Genomic DNA, 17,917 nt, shown 5'->3' with positions numbered 1-17,917 from the left:
CCGGAAAGGCCTCATTGGTCGGCCGATCTGTCAGGAATCCTCAGCAACTAATGGCACACTGGTGTATTGCGTAGGTCCATCCGGGGCCATCGCGGTGTAAAACGTGCAACACAACCGAGGTTGATCAACACATGTCGAGTTTGCTTTTCCCCCTCTTGATCCTCGCACTGCTCGTGCCCATGTTCCTGGGCATGCGCAAGCAGAAGAAGGCCTTGGCCGCGACTTCCGAGATGCAGGACTCGCTGCAGGTCGGCGATCGGGTGCAGACCACAGCCGGGCTCTACGCCACGATCGCTTCTCTAGGCGACGACACCGTTGACCTCGAGATCGCCGACGGTGTCATCACCACCTGGTCGCGTCTGGTCATCCGTGAGCGCGTCGTCGAGACGACCGAGACCGACGAGTACGACGACGACTCGATTTCCGAGATCGAAGAGTCTGCTACCGACACCGAAATCCGGCTCACCAAGGAGTCCTGACTTCGTCGACCTGGCACGTGTTCTAGAGTTGTGAACTCGGACACACGTCCAGATCGGTTTGTCCGTTCTTTCACCAGCAGCTCAGTTCAACCCGTTGATCAATCGTTGCAGTTCGAACGCCGCAGCTCGGGTGGTCGTCGACCACCCGAGCCGTGCAGTTACTGAAGCACTGCACTTACTGAAGCACTGCACTTACTGAAGCACTGCACCTACTGAGGAGACTTAAAGATCGTGGCACCTTCCACCGGAACGGTGCATCCGGTCCGCTACCTGGCCCTATTCGGGGTCTTGGTGGTGGCACTGTATGCCCTGGTGTTCTTCACTGGAGACAAGTCGGCCACGCCGAAACTCGGCATCGATCTGCAGGGTGGAACGCGCGTCACGTTGACCGCTCGTACCCCGGACGGCAGTGCTCCGAGTCAGGACAGTCTCAAGCAGGCGCAGGAGATCATCGAGACCCGCGTCAACGGTCTCGGCGTTTCCGGCTCCGAGGTCGTCGTCGACGGTGACAACCTCGTCATCACCGTTCCCGGAGACGACAGCGCACAGGCCCGCTCGCTCGGTCAGACCGCCCGCCTCTACATCCGGCCGGTGACCGGTTCGATCGATGTGGCCACCCGTGACGCGAGTCGGACGGCGACACCCGAGACACCAGCGGCCGAAACACCGGCCACCGATGCTCCGGCTCCCGAAGCACCCACTGACGGGACCCAGACTCCACAGAACCGTCCGTTCCTGGCTCAGGACCCGACAACTCCGGAGGCAACCCCTGCGCCGGAGACGACGACTCCGGCCCCCACCGGGGACGCGCCGAGCGACGGCACCGACGAAGGCGACGCAGCAGCAGCGGAAATCGCCGCAGCGCGCGCCCTCCGGCAGAGCAGCGATCCGACCGTCCAGCAGCAAGCAGTGGCCAACCTCGACTGCTCCGTCGCAGATCCGCTTCGTGGAAACGACGACCCCACGCTGCCGCTTGTCGCGTGCTCGCAAGACGGACTGAACATCTATCTCCTCGGTCCCTCGATCATCGACGGCCAGGAGATCGCCGACGCGTCGTCGGTCTTCAACTCACAGCAGTCGCGCCACGAGATCAGCCTCTCGTTCAAGACGACCGGCAGCAACACCTGGGCCGAGTTCACCTCAGCCAACATCGGCAAGCAGGCAGCGTTCACGCTCGACTCGAAGGTCGTCAGCGCTCCCACGATTCAAGGCGCAACGCCCGCGGGCAGCGCCACCTCGATCACCGGCAGCTTCACCGCGGACAGCGCCAAGGAATTGGCCAACACGCTCAAGTACGGTTCGCTTCCGCTCTCGTTCGCGGCCTCGGAAGCCGAGACGGTCTCGGCCACGCTCGGCCTGGCCTCACTGCAGGCGGCACTGATCGCCGGCGCGGTGGGTCTTGTGCTCGTTCTGCTCTACTGCCTCGTCTACTACCGAATGCTCGGCGTCCTGACGGCGTTGTCGCTGATTCTCTCGGGAGTCATGGTTTACGCAATCATGGTTCTGCTCGGTAGATACATCGGCTTCACACTCGACCTGGCCGGTATGGCTGGACTGATCATCGGTATCGGTATGACCGCCGACTCGTTCGTCGTGTTCTTCGAACGCATCAAGGACGAAATGCGTGAGGGCCGTAGCTTCCGCTCGGCGGTGCCACGCGGTTGGGCGCGAGCGCGTCGGACCATTCTTTCCGGCAACGCGGTGAGCTTCATCGCCGCTGCAGTTCTGTACGTGCTGGCGGTCGGACAGGTGCGAGGCTTCGCCTTCACCTTGGGCCTGACAACCATCCTCGACGTGATTGTCGTGTTCCTCGTGACGTGGCCACTGGTCAGCATGGCGTCCCGTTCGGCGTTCTGGTCCAAGCCCAGCGTCAACGGGCTCGGCGCAGTGCAAGAGGTTGCCCGCGAACGTAAGGTTGCCGCCGCTGCGTCGGCTAAGGAGACACGAGCATGAGCGAGTCCAACAACTCCCCGGTGGGGTCCGACAACAGTTCCTCGGCCGAGTCCGCAGACGCCGCCGCCCGATCGGAGATCACCGACTCCGGCGTCGATCAGGGCGCGATGCCCAAGCACAGCTGGCTCTCACGGCTGTACACCGGAACGGGTGCGTTCGAGGTCGTCGGCAAGCGTCGCTTCTACTACGGACTGACCGGCGCTCTGGTCGCGATCGCGCTGCTGAGCATCATCCTGCGCGGGTTCACCTTCGGTATCGACTTCGAGGGTGGATCACGCATTCAGTTCCCGGCCGAGGGTGGAGTCGAGACGTCGGCGGTGGAAACCGTCTACTCCGACACACTCGGGTTCGAGCCGGTCAGCGTGCAGACGGTCGGCTCGGGTGCCAGCGCCACCGTGCAGATCCGGTCGGAGACCTTGAATGCGACGCAGATCAACGAACTGCAGTCGGCGCTCTTCGACGAGTTCCAGCCCAAGGACAAGAACGGGAACCCGTCGGCGCAAGCCATCAGTTTCGCGGACGTGAGTGAGACCTGGGGCGGCCAGATCACCAAGAAGGCGCTGATCGCGCTGATTGTGTTCCTGGTGATCGTGAGTATCTACATCGCCATTCGCTTCGAGCGAGACATGGCGGTAGCCGCGATCGTCGCGTTGTTCTTCGACATCATCGTCACCGCCGGCGTCTACTCGCTCGTCGGTTTCGAGGTGACGCCCGCGACGGTGATCGGTTTGCTCACCATTCTCGGCTTCTCGCTGTACGACACGGTGGTCGTGTTCGACAAGGTCGAAGAGAACACCCGCGGTGTTCTGCACCTGACGCGCCGGACGTACGGCGAGCAGGCCAACCTCGCGGTGAATCAGACCTTGATGCGTTCGATCAACACGACCGTCATCAGTGTGCTTCCCGTGATCGCACTGATGGTGGTCGCGGTCTGGATGCTCGGCGTCGGCACACTCAAGGACCTTGCACTCGTTCAGCTCGTCGGCATCATCGTGGGTGCGTACTCCTCGATCTTCTTCGCGACGCCGCTACTGGTGTCGATGAAGGAACGCTGGGGACCCGTCGCCGCGCACACTCGTAAGGTGCTCTCCCGCCGGGCTACTCTGGCCGAGAAGGGTACGCAGGCGGTTGCCGTCGGCGCACCAGTTGCACGTCGTGCGCCGGTTGCTCCGCAGCCGGGTGCGCGGCCGACCGGAAAGCGAAACAAGAAGGGGCACTGAACATGCTCCCCAGAACACGCACACTGGTTCGATCGATGACGTTCGTTGCAGCCACCGCGGTGGCTGCGGGTTCGTTGGCGGCCTGCTCGGAAAGCGCCGAGCAGGTTCCGTCCATCGGATACGCCATCGACAACTCCATCACCACGTACAACGCCAATACGACAGCTGGGTCGGTGTCCGGAGCGATGGCCGCGTTCGGACGGGTGCTTCCCGGTTTCACGTTCACCGGTCCGGCGGGGGCGCCCGTGTCGGACACCGACATCGGAACGGCGTCGGAGTTGCCCGGTGACGTGCTCACCGTCTCGTACAAGCTCAATCCGGCTTCCGTGTACTCCGACGGGATTCCGATGTCCTGTGACGATCTGGTCCTCACGTGGGCGGCGTCGAGTGGCAAGTTCACCGAAGACGTCGACGGTTCCGTGAAGCCCATGTTCGACACGGCGAACAATCTCGGTTACGCGGACATCGACCGGATCGACTGCCAGAGCGGATCGAAGGACGCGACGGTGTTCTTCAAACCCGGGCGATCGTTCACCGATTGGCGGTCGTTGTTCGGTGCGACTGCGTTGATGCCTTCACACGTCGTGACGCAGCGCACGGGTGTGAGCGACGTGGTGAGCGCGGTGAATGCCGGTGACACCGAAGCATTGTCGAAGATCGCGGACTTCTGGAACACCGGGTGGAACCTGACTCCAGGTCAGGTGGACACGTCGGTACTGCCTTCCGCCGGACCGTATCGAATCGACTCGTACAGTGCCGATGACGGTCTGGTGCTGGTCGCGAACGAGCGGTGGTGGGGTAACCAGCCGGCGACCGATCGCATCGTCGTGTGGCCACGTGGGGTGAATCTGAACGAGGATCTCGACAAGAACTCGATCGAGGTCGTCGACGTCGCTTCAGGGTCGGCGGGCGAGCTCGGTACTCCGTCAGGTTTCGACGTCCAGCAGATTCCGTCGCGGTCGATCGAGCAGTTCGTTCTCGCGACGTCTGGTTCTCTGGGCGACGAAGCCGCGCGTCGAGCGTTCGCGCATTGTGTTCCGCGGACATCGTTGTTCGAGAAATTCGGGCAGACGGAGAATGCGCCGCAGGCGGGTCTGGGCTCCGGCGTGGTCGATTCGCGACTGATGGCGCCGGATTCACTGGTCTACAGCGACGCCGCTGCGGTCGACGGTGATCGGTACGCCAATTCCGACGTCGAGGCTGCGAAGACTTCGTTGTCGGAAGCGGGCCTCGACCAGTTGACCGTCCGAGTCGGCTACCTGGCGCCGGACCCGGTGCGGGCGCAGATCGTCTCCGAAGCAAAAGCAGCGTGCGCTCCGGCGGGAATCACGATCGAGGACGCGAGGAGCGACAGCTTCGATCCTGCGAGTCTGCAGTCCGGGGGAGTCGACGCTGTGCTTTCCGGCATGGCCGGCAAAGTCGGGGCGGGCGGAACAGCGAGCATGATCGACGCGCGCGGAGCGTTGCGATCGGGCAACGGCGCAAACCTCGGTAATTACGGAAACGCCAGGATCGATCAGATCATCGATCAGCTGAACGTGGATGCGAGCACGAGTGCGCAATTGGGACTCTCGGTGGAGGCGGAGAACATCCTCTGGACTCAGGTGCCTACGATTCCACTGTTCAATCAACTACGAACTGTCGCTGTGGCTCCAGGCATGTCGGCAGTCTTGGTCAATCCGACTCGGGCCGCTACCGGCTGGAACATGGACAGATGGGTACTACGCAGATGACCGTCTCGAATGGCGTTGCCTTGCACACGCCAGAAGAATTGATCGCCATCCACCGGGCCGCCGGAGACGCCGTTGTTCGGCTGACCCGCTGGGCAGACAATTTCCCGGGCCCTGGAGTGCGGTTCGCCGATCTGACTCCGGTGTTCGCCGACGCCGAGGGGTTCGGCGCCGTGCTCGACGCCCTAGTCGCCTGTGCCCCGGACGCCGACACGATCGCAGCCGTGGATGCCCGCGGGTTCCTGCTCGGTGCCGGCGCAGCAGCGAAGATGGGCGCTGGGGTGGTGGCCGTGCGTAAAGTCGGCAAACTGCCACCGCCGGTGCTCTCTCGCTCGTACAGCCTCGAGTACGGATCGTCGACTCTCGAAATCCCGGCGAACGGCTTCGATCTCACCGGGCGGAACGTTCTGGTGATCGACGACGTTCTGGCTACCGGAGGGACACTCGAGGCGGCTGTACAGTTGGTTGAGTTGGGTGGAGCGAACGTCGTCGGCGTCGCAGTGGTGCTCGAGATCGAGGAATTGCGCGGTCGAGATCGCTTCTTGAAGTACCCACTGACATCCCTGGTGAAGGTCTGAGTATTAAAGTTGTCTCCTGGGGGTCGAGTTAGACCTCCAGGGCAATTACCCGATGCAGGGCGGTTGCCTCATCGAACTCGGTGGTAGGAGGTGGCGACATGACGTCGAATCTTGATCGATCACAGAACTCGGGTGCAGTGTCGCAGGAGACGGATGCAGTTTCGTCTCCGGAGACGACACCATCGAAGTCCGCGGCGCCCGACGACTCGGGATCTGCGCAAACTACCGGCAATCGGGGTGGGCAGAACCTGGCCGTGCCCGCCTCCGCCTCCCGTAGGGTGCGTGCTCGGCTTGCTCGGCGCATCACCGGTCAGCGCAACGCCACCATCCGCCCGGTGCTCGAGCCGTTGGTCAGCCTCCACCGTGAGCTGTATCCGAAGGCCGACCTCGCGCTGCTCCAGCGTGCGTACGACGTCGCCGAGGACAGACATTCGAGTCAGCGGCGCAAGTCCGGCGATCCGTACATCACGCATCCGTTGGCCGTCGCAAGCATTCTGGCCGAGTTGGGAATGGACACCACCACCCTCGTCGCAGCCCTTCTGCACGATACCGTCGAGGACACCGGTTACTCACTCGAGGAGTTGACCAAGGATTTCGGTGACGAGGTCGCTCACCTCGTCGACGGCGTCACCAAACTCGACAAGGTCGTTCTCGGCACCGCAGCCGAGGGCGAAACCATCCGCAAGATGATCATCGCGATGGCGCGGGACCCGCGCGTGCTCGTGATCAAGGTTGCAGATCGCCTGCACAACATGCGCACGATGCGATTCCTGCCGCCCGAAAAGCAGGCGCGCAAGGCGCGAGAGACTCTCGAAGTCATTGCGCCACTTGCGCATCGGCTCGGAATGGCTACCGTCAAGTGGGAACTCGAGGACCTTTCGTTCGCGATCCTGCACCCGAAGAAGTACGACGAGATCGTTCGACTGGTCGCAGATCGCGCGCCCTCTCGTGACACCTATCTGGCCAAGGTTCGCGCCGAGATCAACTCGACTCTGTCCGCCTCACGGATCAACGCCATCGTCGAGGGCCGGCCCAAGCACTACTGGTCGATCTATCAGAAGATGATCGTCAAGGGCCGCGACTTCGACGACATCCACGATCTTGTCGGCGTCCGCATTCTGTGCGAAGAAGTGCGTGACTGTTACGCCGCGGTCGGCGTTGTCCACTCGCTATGGCAGCCGATGGCCGGTCGCTTCAAGGACTACATCGCACAGCCGCGCTACGGCGTCTACCAGTCGCTGCACACCACCGTCGTGGGACCGGAAGGCAAGCCCCTGGAGGTCCAGATCCGGACCCAGGACATGCACCGGACCGCCGAGTTCGGTATCGCCGCGCACTGGCGGTACAAGGAGACCAAGGGCAAGCACGCGGGCGACATCGCCGAGGTCGACGACATGGCGTGGATGCGTCAGCTACTCGACTGGCAACGAGAAGCGGCCGATCCGGGGGAGTTCCTCGAATCGTTGCGTTACGACCTCGCGGTCAAGGAGATCTTCGTCTTCACGCCGAAGGGTGACGTCATCACGTTGCCTGCCGGATCGACTCCCGTCGATTTTGCATACGCCGTGCACACCGAGGTCGGGCACCGATGCATCGGTGCCAGGGTCAACGGCCGATTGGTCGCGCTGGAACGAACTCTCGAAAACGGCGAAGTGGTGGAGGTCTTCACGTCGAAGGCCGCAACCGCCGGGCCGAGTCGCGATTGGCAGACGTTTGTAGTCTCCCCGCGCGCCAAGGCGAAGATCCGGCAGTGGTTCGCGAAGGAACGGCGCGAGGAGGCGCTCGAGTCCGGTAAGGATCAGATCGCGAAGGAAGTCCGCCGCGTGGGACTTCCGTTGCAGCGGTTGATGAATGCCGAATCGATGAGCACCATCGCGCACGAACTTCGTTATCCCGACGTCTCCGCGTTGTACACCGCCGTAGGCGAGAGTCAGGTGTCGGCGCACCACGTCGTGCAGCGCCTGGTTGCTCATCTGGGCGGCGTCGGCGCCGTCGAGGAGGAACTGGCCGAGCGTTCGACGCCGTCGACCATGCCGATGCGCACACGCAGCACGGGCGACTCCGGAATTCTGGTTCCGGGGGCTCCCGGCACGGTGGCAAAACTTGCGAAGTGTTGCACGCCGGTTCCAGGCGATTCGATTCTGGGCTTCGTCACACGCGGCGGAGCAGTCAGCGTGCACCGTACCGACTGCACCAACGCCAACTCGCTCCACGATCAGTCGGAGCGAATCATCGACGTCGAATGGGCACCGTCAGCGACCTCGGTATTCCTGGTCGCGATCCAGATCGAAGCGCTCGATCGTCATCGGTTGCTCTCCGACGTCACCAAGGCGTTGGCCGACGAGAAGGTGAACATCCTGTCTGCCTCGGTCACCACCTCCGGCGACCGGGTGGCGATCAGCAAGTTCACCTTCGAGATGGGTGACCCGAAGCACTTGGGTCATGTGCTCAACGTGGTTCGCAACGTGGAAGGCGTCTACGACGTCTACCGCGTGACTTCGGCCTCGTAAACTGCTGTGCGCCTTTATTAACCGCGGGCGGTTAATAAAGGCGCACAGGGGGTCAGGCGACTACTGCAGTCTCGATGGTGATCGGGGTGTTGGGTGCACCGCCGCCGGTTGCGCCCATGCCACCGTCGTCGCCGTCGGCCGCGATCTTTTCGATCGTCGCCAGGCCGGCGTCATCGATCTTTCCGAAGACCGTGTAGTTGGGCGGCAAGACCGAATCCTCGTAGACAAGGAAGAACTGACTGCCGTTGCTGCCCGGGGCACCTGAGTTGGCCATTGCCAGCGTGCCGCGGGGGTAGACGGCAGGCAAGGAGAGTGCCGGATCATTGGCCGGGTAGGCAGTGGTCGGGTACTCGTTGTCGAAGCCGTAGCCGGGTCCGCCCGTGCCCTTGCCCGAGGGATCGCCGCACTGCAGGATCTGTAGACCGGGTGTGGTGACGAGTCGATGGCACGGGGTGTCGTCGAAGTACTTCTGCTCGGTCAAGCTCACGATGCTGTTGACCGTGCAGGGGGCTTCTGCGCGGTTCAGTTCCATCCCGATCGGGCCGGCCGTAGTCGTGAGCGCGACGTTTACGGTTCCCTCGGTGGATACGCCCGTGGAGCTCGGCGGATTGACGGTTTTTGCTGCACCTGCTGCGCTCGGGTACGAGCAGTCGACGGTCGCCGATGCCGGAGTCGGGACAGGCGGGAGTGCGTCGAACTGTGACATGTCGAGCGGCGGCATGGCAGCCGTCGTCGTTTTCGCCTTGGAGGTGCTGGACGGCGAGTCCGAGCTACCGGAATCGCTGGAACAACCAGCCAGAAGCAGCGCCGCGGCGCTTGCAGCGGCAATAGCTACGGGAAAGCGCATCACAGGATTACGTCGCATCAGTCGAGCCTTACTGTCTTGATGTCGGTGGTCAGATTCGGCTTGCCGTCACCCTCAGGCGTCGATCCGCCGGCCGCGACCTTGTCCAAAGTGGCGAGACCGGTCTCGTCGATCGTGCCGAAAACCGTGTACTGCGGCGGGAGTTGCGAGTCGCCGTAGACGAGGAAGAACTGGCTGCCGTTGCTACCGGGTGCCCCGGTGTTTGCCATTGCAACCGTGCCGCGCGCGTAGGTGACTGCCTCTTGCGCTGCCGGGTCGGTGGTGGCGTACGCCGTGGTGGGGAACTCGTTGTCGAATCCGTATCCCGGGCCGCCGGTGCCGGTTCCCGACGGGTCGCCGCACTGGAGAACCTGGAGCGTGGGGCTGGTCGTCATGCGGTGGCAGGTGGTGTCGTTGAAGTAGTCCTGCTGCGCCAAGCTCACGAAGCTGTTCACCGTGCACGGAGACTTCGTTCCGTCGAGCGTGAGCCCGATGTTCCCCTGTGACGTCTCGACGCTGATGCTCGGTGTCGCGTCCGGGGCGGTGGTGGGGATGCCGTCGGTACGAGGCGGGTTGTTGGCCTTGGACGCAGTAGCACCGTCCGCCGGGTAGGAGCAGGAAACCGTGTCGGCAAGTGGCGTCGACAGACCGGCCGGCATCGCACCCGCAGTTTGCGGCGTGAGGCTCGAGTCGTCGGCTGCAGTGTTGGTGGTGTTCGCGTCGTCGTCGCTGCGGTTGCTCAGCCAGATGAGGCCGCCGACGACACCGACTACGACAACCACGCCGAGTGCAGTTCCGGCTATCGTCATCTGCTTGCGCTTGCGGGCACGTTCTGCGCGACGTTCGAGCTGACGCTCGAGCTTGCGTTTCGCCGCCTCGCGGCGTTGCTCGTTACTCGGCACTGCTGTAGTCCTCCGTATCGCGGGTGGATCGTGGTCGGCCGGCCGAGCGACACCCTGGGGTCGGCTTCGGCAGGCGGCTCTACTCGTCGTCAGAGTCTCCCATTGCAACCTGAGAACTTACTGGCGGGGCAGCAGCTTAGGCTGTAACCGACACCGTGTTGTTCGTTTCCGCCCTTCGAAGAGGAGTTGCCCCCGTGCTCGTCACTGGTTTTCCGGCCGGGATGTTCCAAACCAACTGCTACATACTCGCCCAGGACGACGCGTGCGAATGCGTAGTCGTCGACCCGGGGCAGGATGCGGCCGAGCCGCTCTTCGAATATCTCGACTCGAAGGACATGACGGTCAACGCGGTCCTCCTGACACACGGTCATCTCGATCACGTGTGGTCGGCCCGCGAGGTCTGTGAGCGGTATTCCGTACCCGCGTACATCCATCCCGAGGATCGCTACATGCTCAGCGATCCGGCACGGGGGATCGGCCCGACGATGAAGGAGTTCATTCAAGGCATGACGTTCGTGGAGCCGGACGAGGTGATCGAACTGGCCGACGGAGACAAGATCACCGAGGCCGGAATGACGTTCGTCGTCGACCACACACCCGGGCACACGCAGGGATCCGTGGTGTTCCGAACCCAGGCGAACACCGAGTCCGGACCCGTGGACTTGGCGTTCACCGGTGACACCCTGTTCCAGGGTTCCATCGGGCGCAGCGACCTGCCCGGCGGAAATCACGAGCAGTTGCTCGCCTCGATCGCCCGCAAGCTACTGGTACTCGGTGACGAGACAGTGGTCCTGCCCGGGCACGGCGGCAACAGTTCGATCGGCGCCGAGCGAAGCTCGAACCCGTTTCTCGTTGGACTCAGCGCACAAGAATAAGGAAAAGTACCTCTCGTGAGTAAAGCCAGCACCTTCTCTGCACCCAAGGGCATTCCGGACTACGTTCCGCCGCAGTCAGCCGAATTCGTCGCCGTTCGTGACGGTTTGACGCGCGCCGCCAGGTTGGCCGGGTACGGCCACATCGAATTGCCGATCTTCGAAGACACCGGCTTGTTCGCGCGCGGCGTCGGCGAGTCCACCGACGTCGTCAGCAAAGAGATGTACACGTTCGCCGACCGTGGCGATCGTTCGGTGACGTTGCGTCCCGAGGGAACCGCAGGCGTCATGCGTGCCGTCATCGAGCACAGCCTCGATCGTGGACAATTGCCGGTCAAGGTCAGCTACGCGGGCCCGTTCTTCCGCTACGAGCGCCCGCAGGCCGGTCGCTACCGTCAGTTGCAGCAGGTCGGCGTCGAGGCCATCGGGATCGACGATCCCGCACTCGACGCTGAGGTCATCGCGATCGCCGACGCCGGATTCCGGTCGTTGGGGCTCGACGGCTTCCGCCTCGAAATCACCTCTCTCGGCGACGACACCTGCCGACCGCAGTACCGCGAACTGCTGCAGGAGTTTCTCTTTGCACTTCCGCTCGACGAGGACACGCGTCGACGCGCGGAGATCAACCCGCTCCGGGTGCTCGACGACAAGCGCCCGGATGTACGTGAGATGACTGCGGGCGCACCGCTCATGCTCGATCACCTGTCGGAGAGCTGCAAGGCCCACTTCGACGAGGTGCTCGCGCACTTGGATGCCTTGGGCGTTCCCTATGTCGTCAACCCGCGCATGGTTCGCGGCCTCGATTACTACACCAAGACAACCTTCGAATTCGTGCACGACGGACTGGGCGCGCAGTCCGGAATCGGCGGCGGTGGTCGTTACGACGGTCTGATGGAACAACTGGGCGGACAGCCGCTCTCGGGGATCGGGTTCGGAATCGGCGTCGACCGCACGGTTCTCGCTCTCGAAGCCGAGGGAAAGTCGGTTGCACCACCGGCACGTGTCGATGTCTTCTGTGTGCCGATGGGCGCCGAGGCGAAGGCGGCACTGGTGAAGATCGCACATCAGTTGCGTGCCAACGGAATTCGTGTCGACCTGGCGTACGGAAATCGTGGCGTGAAGGGCTCGATGAAAGCAGCTGATCGTTCGGGTGCCGCAATCGCATTGGTTCTCGGCGAGCGTGAGCTCGAAGAGGGCGTTGTCGTTGTCAAACAGTTGGCAACAGGTGAGCAGGAGACGGTGGCGCTCGACCAGGTTGTCGACAAGCTCGGGGATCTCGTTGAGCACTGAGGCCGAACCGGTTTCACTCGATCTGGTTCCCGTGGCGTTGATCGCGCCGCGGCTGAAGAAGTTCGCCGTTGTTGTCGTGGTGTTCGGTGTGGTCGTCGGGTTGATCGTCGGTGTGTTCTCGACGGCGACCGTTGGAGTGATCGTCGGTGCCGTCATCGCGGTGCCGACGTCACTGGCGATCCTGATGACGCTGCGCCGACACATCACGTTGTACGGCAACAGGGTTCGTGCGCAAGCTGGTTTTCGAACCAACGACGTCGACGTGGCCGAGGTACTCACGGCGGCGTTGACGGTGCGATCCGGCCGGATCAGCGAGGTCAGCCTGACACTCGGCGACGGACGGTCCACCGTGCGGATACCGCTCGCGCTGTACACGGCAGGAGGCGGGCGCGAGTTGGAGATCCTTGCACTCCGCAAGCTCGCCGACGCCCTCGCTGCCAGCGAGTTGGTACCGGCTGCCGCGTTGTCCTCGGTGCTGATCGAACAGTTGCGTGCCGAAGCCCGCGGCGCCGGACTGGCCGAGCGTCCGCTGTATCGCGCCGTCGAACTCGTGACGGCGGAGGGACGAGTGCCGAGAACCACACTGACAGACCACGAAGTGGCCGGATTACTCGACTAGCGTGGAAACCGTTCTTACAGCGTTGTAGAACGGACAGTCGTGAAAACGGCAGGTGAGGAGTCGGCAATGAGTATTGCGCCCGTAACCGTCACGGTGACCGGAGCGTCGGGTCAGATCGCATACGGCATGCTTTTCCGCATAGCTGCGGGGGAGATGCTCGGCGCGGACGTCCCGATCAAACTTCGACTGCTCGAGATTCCCGCCGCTGTGTCCGCTGCCGAAGGCGTTGCGATGGAACTCGAGGACGGCGCATTTCCCTTGCTGAGCTCCATCGACATCACCGACGATCCCGACGTCGCCTTCTCCGGCGCGAACATCGGCATGCTGGTCGGTGCGCGTCCGCGGAGCAAGGGGATGGAGCGCGCCGACTTGCTGAGCGCGAACGGCGCGATTTTCACAGCGCACGGGAAGGCGATCAACAACAACGCAGCCTCGGACGTCAAGGTGCTGGTCGTGGGAAACCCGGCCAATACCAACGCACTTATCGCGATGAACAACGCACCGGATGTGCCGGACACTCGGTTCAGTGCACTGACGCGTCTCGACCACAACCGAGCGATCGCGCAGGTGGTGAAGAAGACCGGCGTTCGTGCGTCGTCGGTCCGCAAAGTATCCGTCTGGGGAAACCATTCGGCGACGCAGTACCCGGATCTGTCCCATGCGACCGTCGCGGGTAAGCCTGCGCTCGCGGTGATCGACGATCGCGACTGGGTGGAGAACGATTTCATCCCTACGGTTCAGGTGCGAGGCACAGCCATCATCGCTGCGCGTGGATCGTCCTCTGCGGCAAGCGCAGCCAGTGCGTCGATCGACCACGTCCGCGACTGGGTGATCGGTACTGCCGAGGATGACTGGGTATCGATGGCCGTGTGTTCGGACGGTTCCTACGGAGTGCCCGAAGGATTGTTCTCGTCCTTCCCGGTGACCTGTGCCGGTGGTGAATTCGCCATAGTTCAGGACCTCTCGATCGACGACTTCTCACGCGAACGGATTGAGCTGTCCGTCAGCGAATTGGAGCAGGAGCGCGCGGCGGTGCGGGAGTTGGGCTTCGTCTGAGGTTTGTCTTGATCAGAGATCTCGGAACAGGTACTGATCGGGATCCTCGGCGCCGAGCACGGGCGGCGACACCATCGGTAAATCGTCGACCATCGAATTTTCGTCGCCGGCATTGACGAGATACCCCGGAGTGGTGCGTGACGACTCGTCGTCTCGCGATCCGCGAGGTCCGCCGCCCATCATTCCGCTGGGCGTCATATTTCCGCCTCCGACCGCCGAAGATATTGCACCCAGGCCGGGCGTTGCTACCGGAACCGGTTGAACTGCAGCAACTCCCGCTGCGCCTCTCATCGTTCCACCGCTCGCGCCGTTCCCGCCCACCCACGCTCCGCCGGAGCTCGCGGTCGCACCGGGTGACGGCGACCCACCGGCTGCGAGTGACGCCGACGAATTGCCTGTGCCCCAGAGCTTCTCGACGCCGGCCGGAAGTCCGGCGCCTGCCTGCGCTGCCGAGGTCCGAGTTGCATCAGTGCCGGGGTGAGTGGAGTACCGTGCGTCGCCAGCGTTGATCGATGCCGGTGACTGTGACATGGATGCGGTCGATGCCGACAGAGGCTGGGTGATCCGGCGGGCGGCGTCGGCGAATGCCTCCGGAGCGGCAAGGTTGGCGAGCGCCTCACTGATCGGTGGAGTCGGAACCGGGATCGACCCGGCAAGGGCGTTCATGGCAGCGGTGTGCCCGAGCATTTCGCCGCGAGTCTGCGTCACCGCCGCGACCGCTGCCTGCATGTGTTCAGCTGCGGAGGCAATCAACATCGCCTGCCCGGGTGGTGTCCACGCGATCGGTGCAGCAGCCGCAACCGTGGCGGCGAAGGACTGGGCGATCGCCGCGAGATTTGCATTGCCTCGCTGCACCGATTCCGCGGCGGCAGCAGTGGTTTTCGATATCGCAGTTCCGCGTTCGCTCAATTCTGCGCCGCTGTTCTGTGCGGATCGCGACAGTTCGGTCGCGGCGTCACTGCCGGTGCTGTTCCATGTCTGCCCCACCTCGGCGACCGCGCTTTCGGACAGTCCCATGGCTTGGTCGATCAGCGTGGACGCCTGGTTGAAGATGCCGACGGGATCGATGCCGGCAAAAGCGCCTGTGCCGAGACTCTTCCCGAGTTCGATCAGGGGCGCGAACAGATCTTCGATTCCGGGGAGCGCCGGAACCGGTATGCCGGCGAGCATCGAGTCGACCGCGTTGTTCGGCAGTGCCGGGGCCTGTGGACTGACGAGGAAGCTCGGCATCGACGGCAGGGTCGGAAGTGACGCGAGCAGGTCCGAGAGATCCCCGAGCGCAGACAAGGCCATTGCCGGGTCCGGCGCACCACCTTGAAGGAGGTCGAGGACCGTCGTCGAGTCGACTTCGGTATTGACGCGATCGGTATTGACGCGATCGGTGTTCACGCTGTCACACTCGTCGATCCAGCCGCGCCGGTCAGATCTGACGCGATTGCATGATCTGTCGTGTCGTAGGCCTGCGCGGCTGCACCGGCAGTTGCGGCATTACCGGCGTAGAACGTAGCGAGTGCTGCAACGTCTTTGGTGTGCGCGGCCTGAGCGCGCGCGAATGCTTCGAGAAATTCGATCCCGACGGGGCCAACGGCCGGTGCGACTGCCGCGATGTTGGCGCCAAGATCGACGACGGCGGCCTGCGCGATGTGTCCTGCAGCTTCGGCCGACGTCGAGCCGTACTTACGGATGTCGTCAGTGACGACAGTCAATTCGCTCATCATTACCCCCCCAGTTGGTAAGCGTCGTGAGAACTGTATCGGACCACAGTCCGCCCTTGCAGGGAGAGAACGCGAGTTCGCCATCGCATCCAGACAACTTGGACGAAGTGGCGGAGATTACATTCGGATCCGGTGTTGGTATTGCGGGTGCGATCGATTTGGCACACTCGAACCATGCGAACCGCTGCGGACGTCATCCTCCGACTCACGTCCGATCCAGCTCGCTGTGGACTGGTGATGGATTTCGACGGTGTGCTTGCACCCATCGTCGATGATCCGTCGGCGAGTGCACTCCTGCCCGGCGCCGAGGACGTGCTCGCGACTCTGACGAAACACCTCGGTGTAGTCGGCCTGCTTTCGGGGCGGCCGGTGTCGTTTCTGCGAGAACGGCTGAGTCTGGATTCGGTTGTACTCATGGGTTCCTACGGTGTCGAGACCTGGACGGACAACGGAATCGAGGTGCTTCCGGCCGTCGCGGCGTTCAGTGATGCCGTCGCTGAAGCAGAAGCCGACCTGCGCCGCTTGTTCGATTCTCAGGCAGTTCCCGGCATCCATGTCGAGAGCAAAGGCCTTGCGGTGGCCGTGCATTGGCGTCGGGCTGCAGATCGAGCGGCCGCGCAGCGCCTGGTGGAAGCAGCGACAACAGAAATCGCGAGCCGGACCGGGTTGCATCGTGAGCCCGGCAAGCTGGTCGAAGAATTGCGCCCACCGGTCAAGGAGGACAAGGGGACAGGTCTTCTTCGTGCGATCGAGGCCGCGGGAGTCGACGTCGTTGCGTACGCGGGAGACGACCGCGGCGATCTACCAGCATTTGCGGCGGCCATCGCATTCGGGGGAGAAGCGCTGGTGGTCAAGGGCGATGACATTGCACCAGAAGTTGCCGCCGTCGACGGCGTCCAGTTCGACGGCCCGCAGGCATTCCTGGGTTGGATGAAAGATCTTGCCGCGCAACTCGAACGCTGATGCGTGATGTCAGTCGGCCAGGAACTCGACCAGGTCTTCTTTCGAGGTGCCGCGTGCACGGGGCAGAGTGACGCGAACCCGCTCGTGCCCTGTTCCTTGGCGTGATCGACAAGCGCTGTGGGTTCTGTCAACGCGAAACTGGCCGCACCGGAAGGGCTCCGGTGCGGCCAGTTTCGGTCTTGGTCAGTTCGTGACTCGGTCAGTTCGTGACTCGGTCAGGCGTCGCGCTTGTTGACGACGGCGATGCTGATTCCGAATATCACCAGCACAAATGCTGCGAAGTAGAACAGGCTTCCCCAAGGGCCCCAATGGAAATTGGTGCTCGAACCCGAAGAGAGGAAGTGGTCGGCATTGGCGAACGGGAGGAACGGTGTGACGTTTCTGCCGAAGGATCCGAACATGCCGAACAGGCTCTCGATGAGCAGCGGCCACAGCAGCAGTAGTGCAATGGCGCCGGCGGACTGACGAAGGAGTGCTCCGACGGCAATAGCAAGGGCGACGCAGAGGAACGCGAAGATCGGTACGCCGTAAACGGCGCGCCAGGCATCGGCGTTGTCGAGTGCCAGATTGGTGGAACCTTCAGATCCTGCAGCAGCTTTGGTGATGAATACCGCGCCGAGCATGAGAACGAAGGACAGTACCGCGCCGAAAGCCCCGATCAGGCCGGCTTTGGCGATCAGAACCGAAGCCCGACTCGGGATAGCCTGGAAGGTAGTACGGATGATGCCGAAGCGGTACTCGCTGGTGATCGCGAGCGCCGCCATGATCATCAGGACCATGACGCCGAATCCGGATACTCCTAGTCCCGCGTCGTTGAACGTGGGGAGGAATTTCTCGAAATCAGGAGTTCCTGATGCAGCTTCATCGTTGTACGCCTGAATGCTCGAACTCGACGAACGCCCGATCATCCAGGCGACGCCCAACCCTAGGATGATGATTGTGATCGTGCACCACAGCGGCGACTTGGTCGTGGTGATCTTGATACGTTCAGCACTGAGAACAGCCATTACAGTGCACCTCCCATAGCGTGCTGTGTGTTTGCGTGGTGTGCATTTGCTTGGTGTGCACCGGCGCCCGGATCGATACCGGATGCGTGGTACTGGACATCGTCTCCGGTCAACTTCATGAACGCATCCTCGAGCGACCCCTGCACAGACGCCAACTCGTACAACATGATTCCCTGCGA

General features: G+C 63.0%; 16 protein-coding genes and 1 pseudogene. 11 read left to right on the top strand and 6 right to left on the bottom strand.

Annotation, left to right across the window (positions count from 1 at the left end; all coding sequences use genetic code 11):
• Positions 1-131: 131 nt before the first annotated feature.
• From yajC to ACFQ6H_RS20120, 6 genes are all read left to right on the top strand, one after another.
• Entirely contained in the window at positions 132-479 is a 348-nt protein-coding gene (gene yajC, locus ACFQ6H_RS20145) for a preprotein translocase subunit YajC (RefSeq protein WP_230817254.1), read from the top strand.
• A gap of 231 nt (positions 480-710) precedes the next feature.
• Entirely contained in the window at positions 711-2,432 is a 1,722-nt protein-coding gene (secD, locus tag ACFQ6H_RS20140) for a protein translocase subunit SecD (protein WP_378648157.1), read from the top strand.
• Positions 2,429-3,652: a protein translocase subunit SecF gene (secF, locus tag ACFQ6H_RS20135; RefSeq protein ID WP_378648155.1), complete on the top strand. Its 1,224-nt coding sequence runs from the start codon at positions 2,429-2,431 to the stop codon at positions 3,650-3,652. Before secD ends, secF begins: the two co-directional genes overlap by 4 nt.
• Positions 3,653-3,654: 2 nt before the next feature.
• Entirely contained in the window at positions 3,655-5,385 is a 1,731-nt protein-coding gene (locus ACFQ6H_RS20130) for an ABC transporter substrate-binding protein (RefSeq protein WP_378648153.1), read from the top strand.
• On the top strand, positions 5,382-5,960 hold the full coding sequence (locus ACFQ6H_RS20125; protein WP_251012150.1) for an adenine phosphoribosyltransferase: 579 nt from the start codon (positions 5,382-5,384) through the stop codon (positions 5,958-5,960). The genes ACFQ6H_RS20130 and ACFQ6H_RS20125 overlap by 4 nt, the downstream gene beginning before the upstream one ends.
• A gap of 98 nt (positions 5,961-6,058) precedes the next feature.
• A complete protein-coding gene (locus ACFQ6H_RS20120) occupies positions 6,059-8,470 on the top strand; it encodes a RelA/SpoT family protein (RefSeq protein WP_378630412.1) in 2,412 nt (803 codons plus the stop codon).
• 52 nt (positions 8,471-8,522) lie between these two features.
• Here ACFQ6H_RS20120 and ACFQ6H_RS20115 read toward each other — a convergent pair whose 3' ends face one another.
• Both ACFQ6H_RS20115 and ACFQ6H_RS20110 read right to left on the bottom strand, forming a co-directional pair.
• Complete coding sequence (locus tag ACFQ6H_RS20115; protein ID WP_378648151.1) at positions 8,523-9,335, bottom strand: peptidylprolyl isomerase; 813 nt, start codon at positions 9,333-9,335, stop codon at positions 8,523-8,525.
• Positions 9,335-10,216, bottom strand: coding sequence for a peptidylprolyl isomerase (locus ACFQ6H_RS20110; protein ID WP_378648149.1), 882 nt, complete (start codon positions 10,214-10,216; stop codon positions 9,335-9,337). The genes ACFQ6H_RS20115 and ACFQ6H_RS20110 overlap by 1 nt, the downstream gene beginning before the upstream one ends.
• 194 nt (positions 10,217-10,410) lie before the next feature.
• Here ACFQ6H_RS20110 and ACFQ6H_RS20105 point away from each other — a divergent pair, with 194 nt between their 5' ends.
• The 4 genes from ACFQ6H_RS20105 to ACFQ6H_RS20090 all read left to right on the top strand — a co-directional run bounded on the left by ACFQ6H_RS20105 (position 10,411) and on the right by ACFQ6H_RS20090 (position 14,053).
• Positions 10,411-11,091: an MBL fold metallo-hydrolase gene (locus tag ACFQ6H_RS20105; protein ID WP_378544493.1), complete on the top strand. Its 681-nt coding sequence runs from the start codon at positions 10,411-10,413 to the stop codon at positions 11,089-11,091.
• A gap of 15 nt (positions 11,092-11,106) precedes the next feature.
• Complete coding sequence (hisS, locus tag ACFQ6H_RS20100; RefSeq protein WP_378533258.1) at positions 11,107-12,378, top strand: histidine--tRNA ligase; 1,272 nt, start codon at positions 11,107-11,109, stop codon at positions 12,376-12,378.
• Positions 12,368-12,997, top strand: coding sequence for a hypothetical protein (locus ACFQ6H_RS20095; RefSeq protein WP_378533256.1), 630 nt, complete (start codon positions 12,368-12,370; stop codon positions 12,995-12,997). Before hisS ends, ACFQ6H_RS20095 begins: the two co-directional genes overlap by 11 nt.
• Positions 12,998-13,063: 66 nt before the next feature.
• On the top strand, positions 13,064-14,053 hold the full coding sequence (locus tag ACFQ6H_RS20090) for a malate dehydrogenase (protein WP_378648147.1): 990 nt from the start codon (positions 13,064-13,066) through the stop codon (positions 14,051-14,053).
• Positions 14,054-14,065: 12 nt separating this feature from the next.
• On the opposite strand, the gene ACFQ6H_RS20085 is transcribed toward ACFQ6H_RS20090, so the two are convergent.
• Both ACFQ6H_RS20085 and ACFQ6H_RS20080 read right to left on the bottom strand, forming a co-directional pair.
• A complete protein-coding gene (locus ACFQ6H_RS20085; RefSeq protein WP_378648146.1) occupies positions 14,066-15,442 on the bottom strand; it encodes a hypothetical protein in 1,377 nt (458 codons plus the stop codon).
• Entirely contained in the window at positions 15,439-15,768 is a 330-nt protein-coding gene (locus tag ACFQ6H_RS20080) for a type VII secretion target (RefSeq protein WP_378533250.1), read from the bottom strand. The genes ACFQ6H_RS20085 and ACFQ6H_RS20080 overlap by 4 nt, the downstream gene beginning before the upstream one ends.
• A gap of 174 nt (positions 15,769-15,942) precedes the next feature.
• Here ACFQ6H_RS20080 and otsB point away from each other — a divergent pair, with 174 nt between their 5' ends.
• Positions 15,943-16,731 carry a trehalose-phosphatase gene (gene otsB, locus ACFQ6H_RS20075; RefSeq protein WP_378533248.1) on the top strand — a complete coding sequence of 263 codons (789 nt, stop codon included), beginning with the start codon at positions 15,943-15,945 and terminating at the stop codon, positions 16,729-16,731.
• Between the two features lie 215 nt (positions 16,732-16,946).
• Here the strand turns inward: otsB and ACFQ6H_RS20070 are convergent, their stop codons facing one another.
• Positions 16,947-17,738, bottom strand: coding sequence for an ABC transporter permease (locus tag ACFQ6H_RS20070; protein ID WP_378445893.1), 792 nt, complete (start codon positions 17,736-17,738; stop codon positions 16,947-16,949).
• A pseudogene (locus ACFQ6H_RS20065) lies at positions 17,738-17,917 on the bottom strand (ABC transporter ATP-binding protein); the annotation flags it as partial. The pseudogene ACFQ6H_RS20065 and the gene ACFQ6H_RS20070, both read right to left, overlap by 1 nt.

The organism is Rhodococcus sp. NPDC056506, from assembly GCF_042794945.1.
Classification (GTDB): domain Bacteria; phylum Actinomycetota; class Actinomycetes; order Mycobacteriales; family Mycobacteriaceae; genus Rhodococcus_F.
This window is presented reverse-complemented; position numbering and strand designations above follow the sequence as displayed.

Coding starts and splice junctions, on each gene's coding strand:
- ACFQ6H_RS20130 (WP_378648153.1), top strand. CDS start 3,655: ATGCTCCCCAGAACACGCACACTGGTTCGATCGATGACGTTCGTTGCA.
- ACFQ6H_RS20090 (WP_378648147.1), top strand. CDS start 13,064: ATGAGTATTGCGCCCGTAACCGTCACGGTGACCGGAGCGTCGGGTCAG.
- ACFQ6H_RS20070 (WP_378445893.1), bottom strand. CDS start 17,738: ATGGCTGTTCTCAGTGCTGAACGTATCAAGATCACCACGACCAAGTCG.
- yajC (WP_230817254.1), top strand. CDS start 132: ATGTCGAGTTTGCTTTTCCCCCTCTTGATCCTCGCACTGCTCGTGCCC.
- ACFQ6H_RS20125 (WP_251012150.1), top strand. CDS start 5,382: ATGACCGTCTCGAATGGCGTTGCCTTGCACACGCCAGAAGAATTGATC.
- ACFQ6H_RS20115 (WP_378648151.1), bottom strand. CDS start 9,335: ATGCGACGTAATCCTGTGATGCGCTTTCCCGTAGCTATTGCCGCTGCA.
- secF (WP_378648155.1), top strand. CDS start 2,429: ATGAGCGAGTCCAACAACTCCCCGGTGGGGTCCGACAACAGTTCCTCG.
- ACFQ6H_RS20080 (WP_378533250.1), bottom strand. CDS start 15,768: ATGAGCGAATTGACTGTCGTCACTGACGACATCCGTAAGTACGGCTCG.
- ACFQ6H_RS20120 (WP_378630412.1), top strand. CDS start 6,059: ATGACGTCGAATCTTGATCGATCACAGAACTCGGGTGCAGTGTCGCAG.
- otsB (WP_378533248.1), top strand. CDS start 15,943: ATGCGAACCGCTGCGGACGTCATCCTCCGACTCACGTCCGATCCAGCT.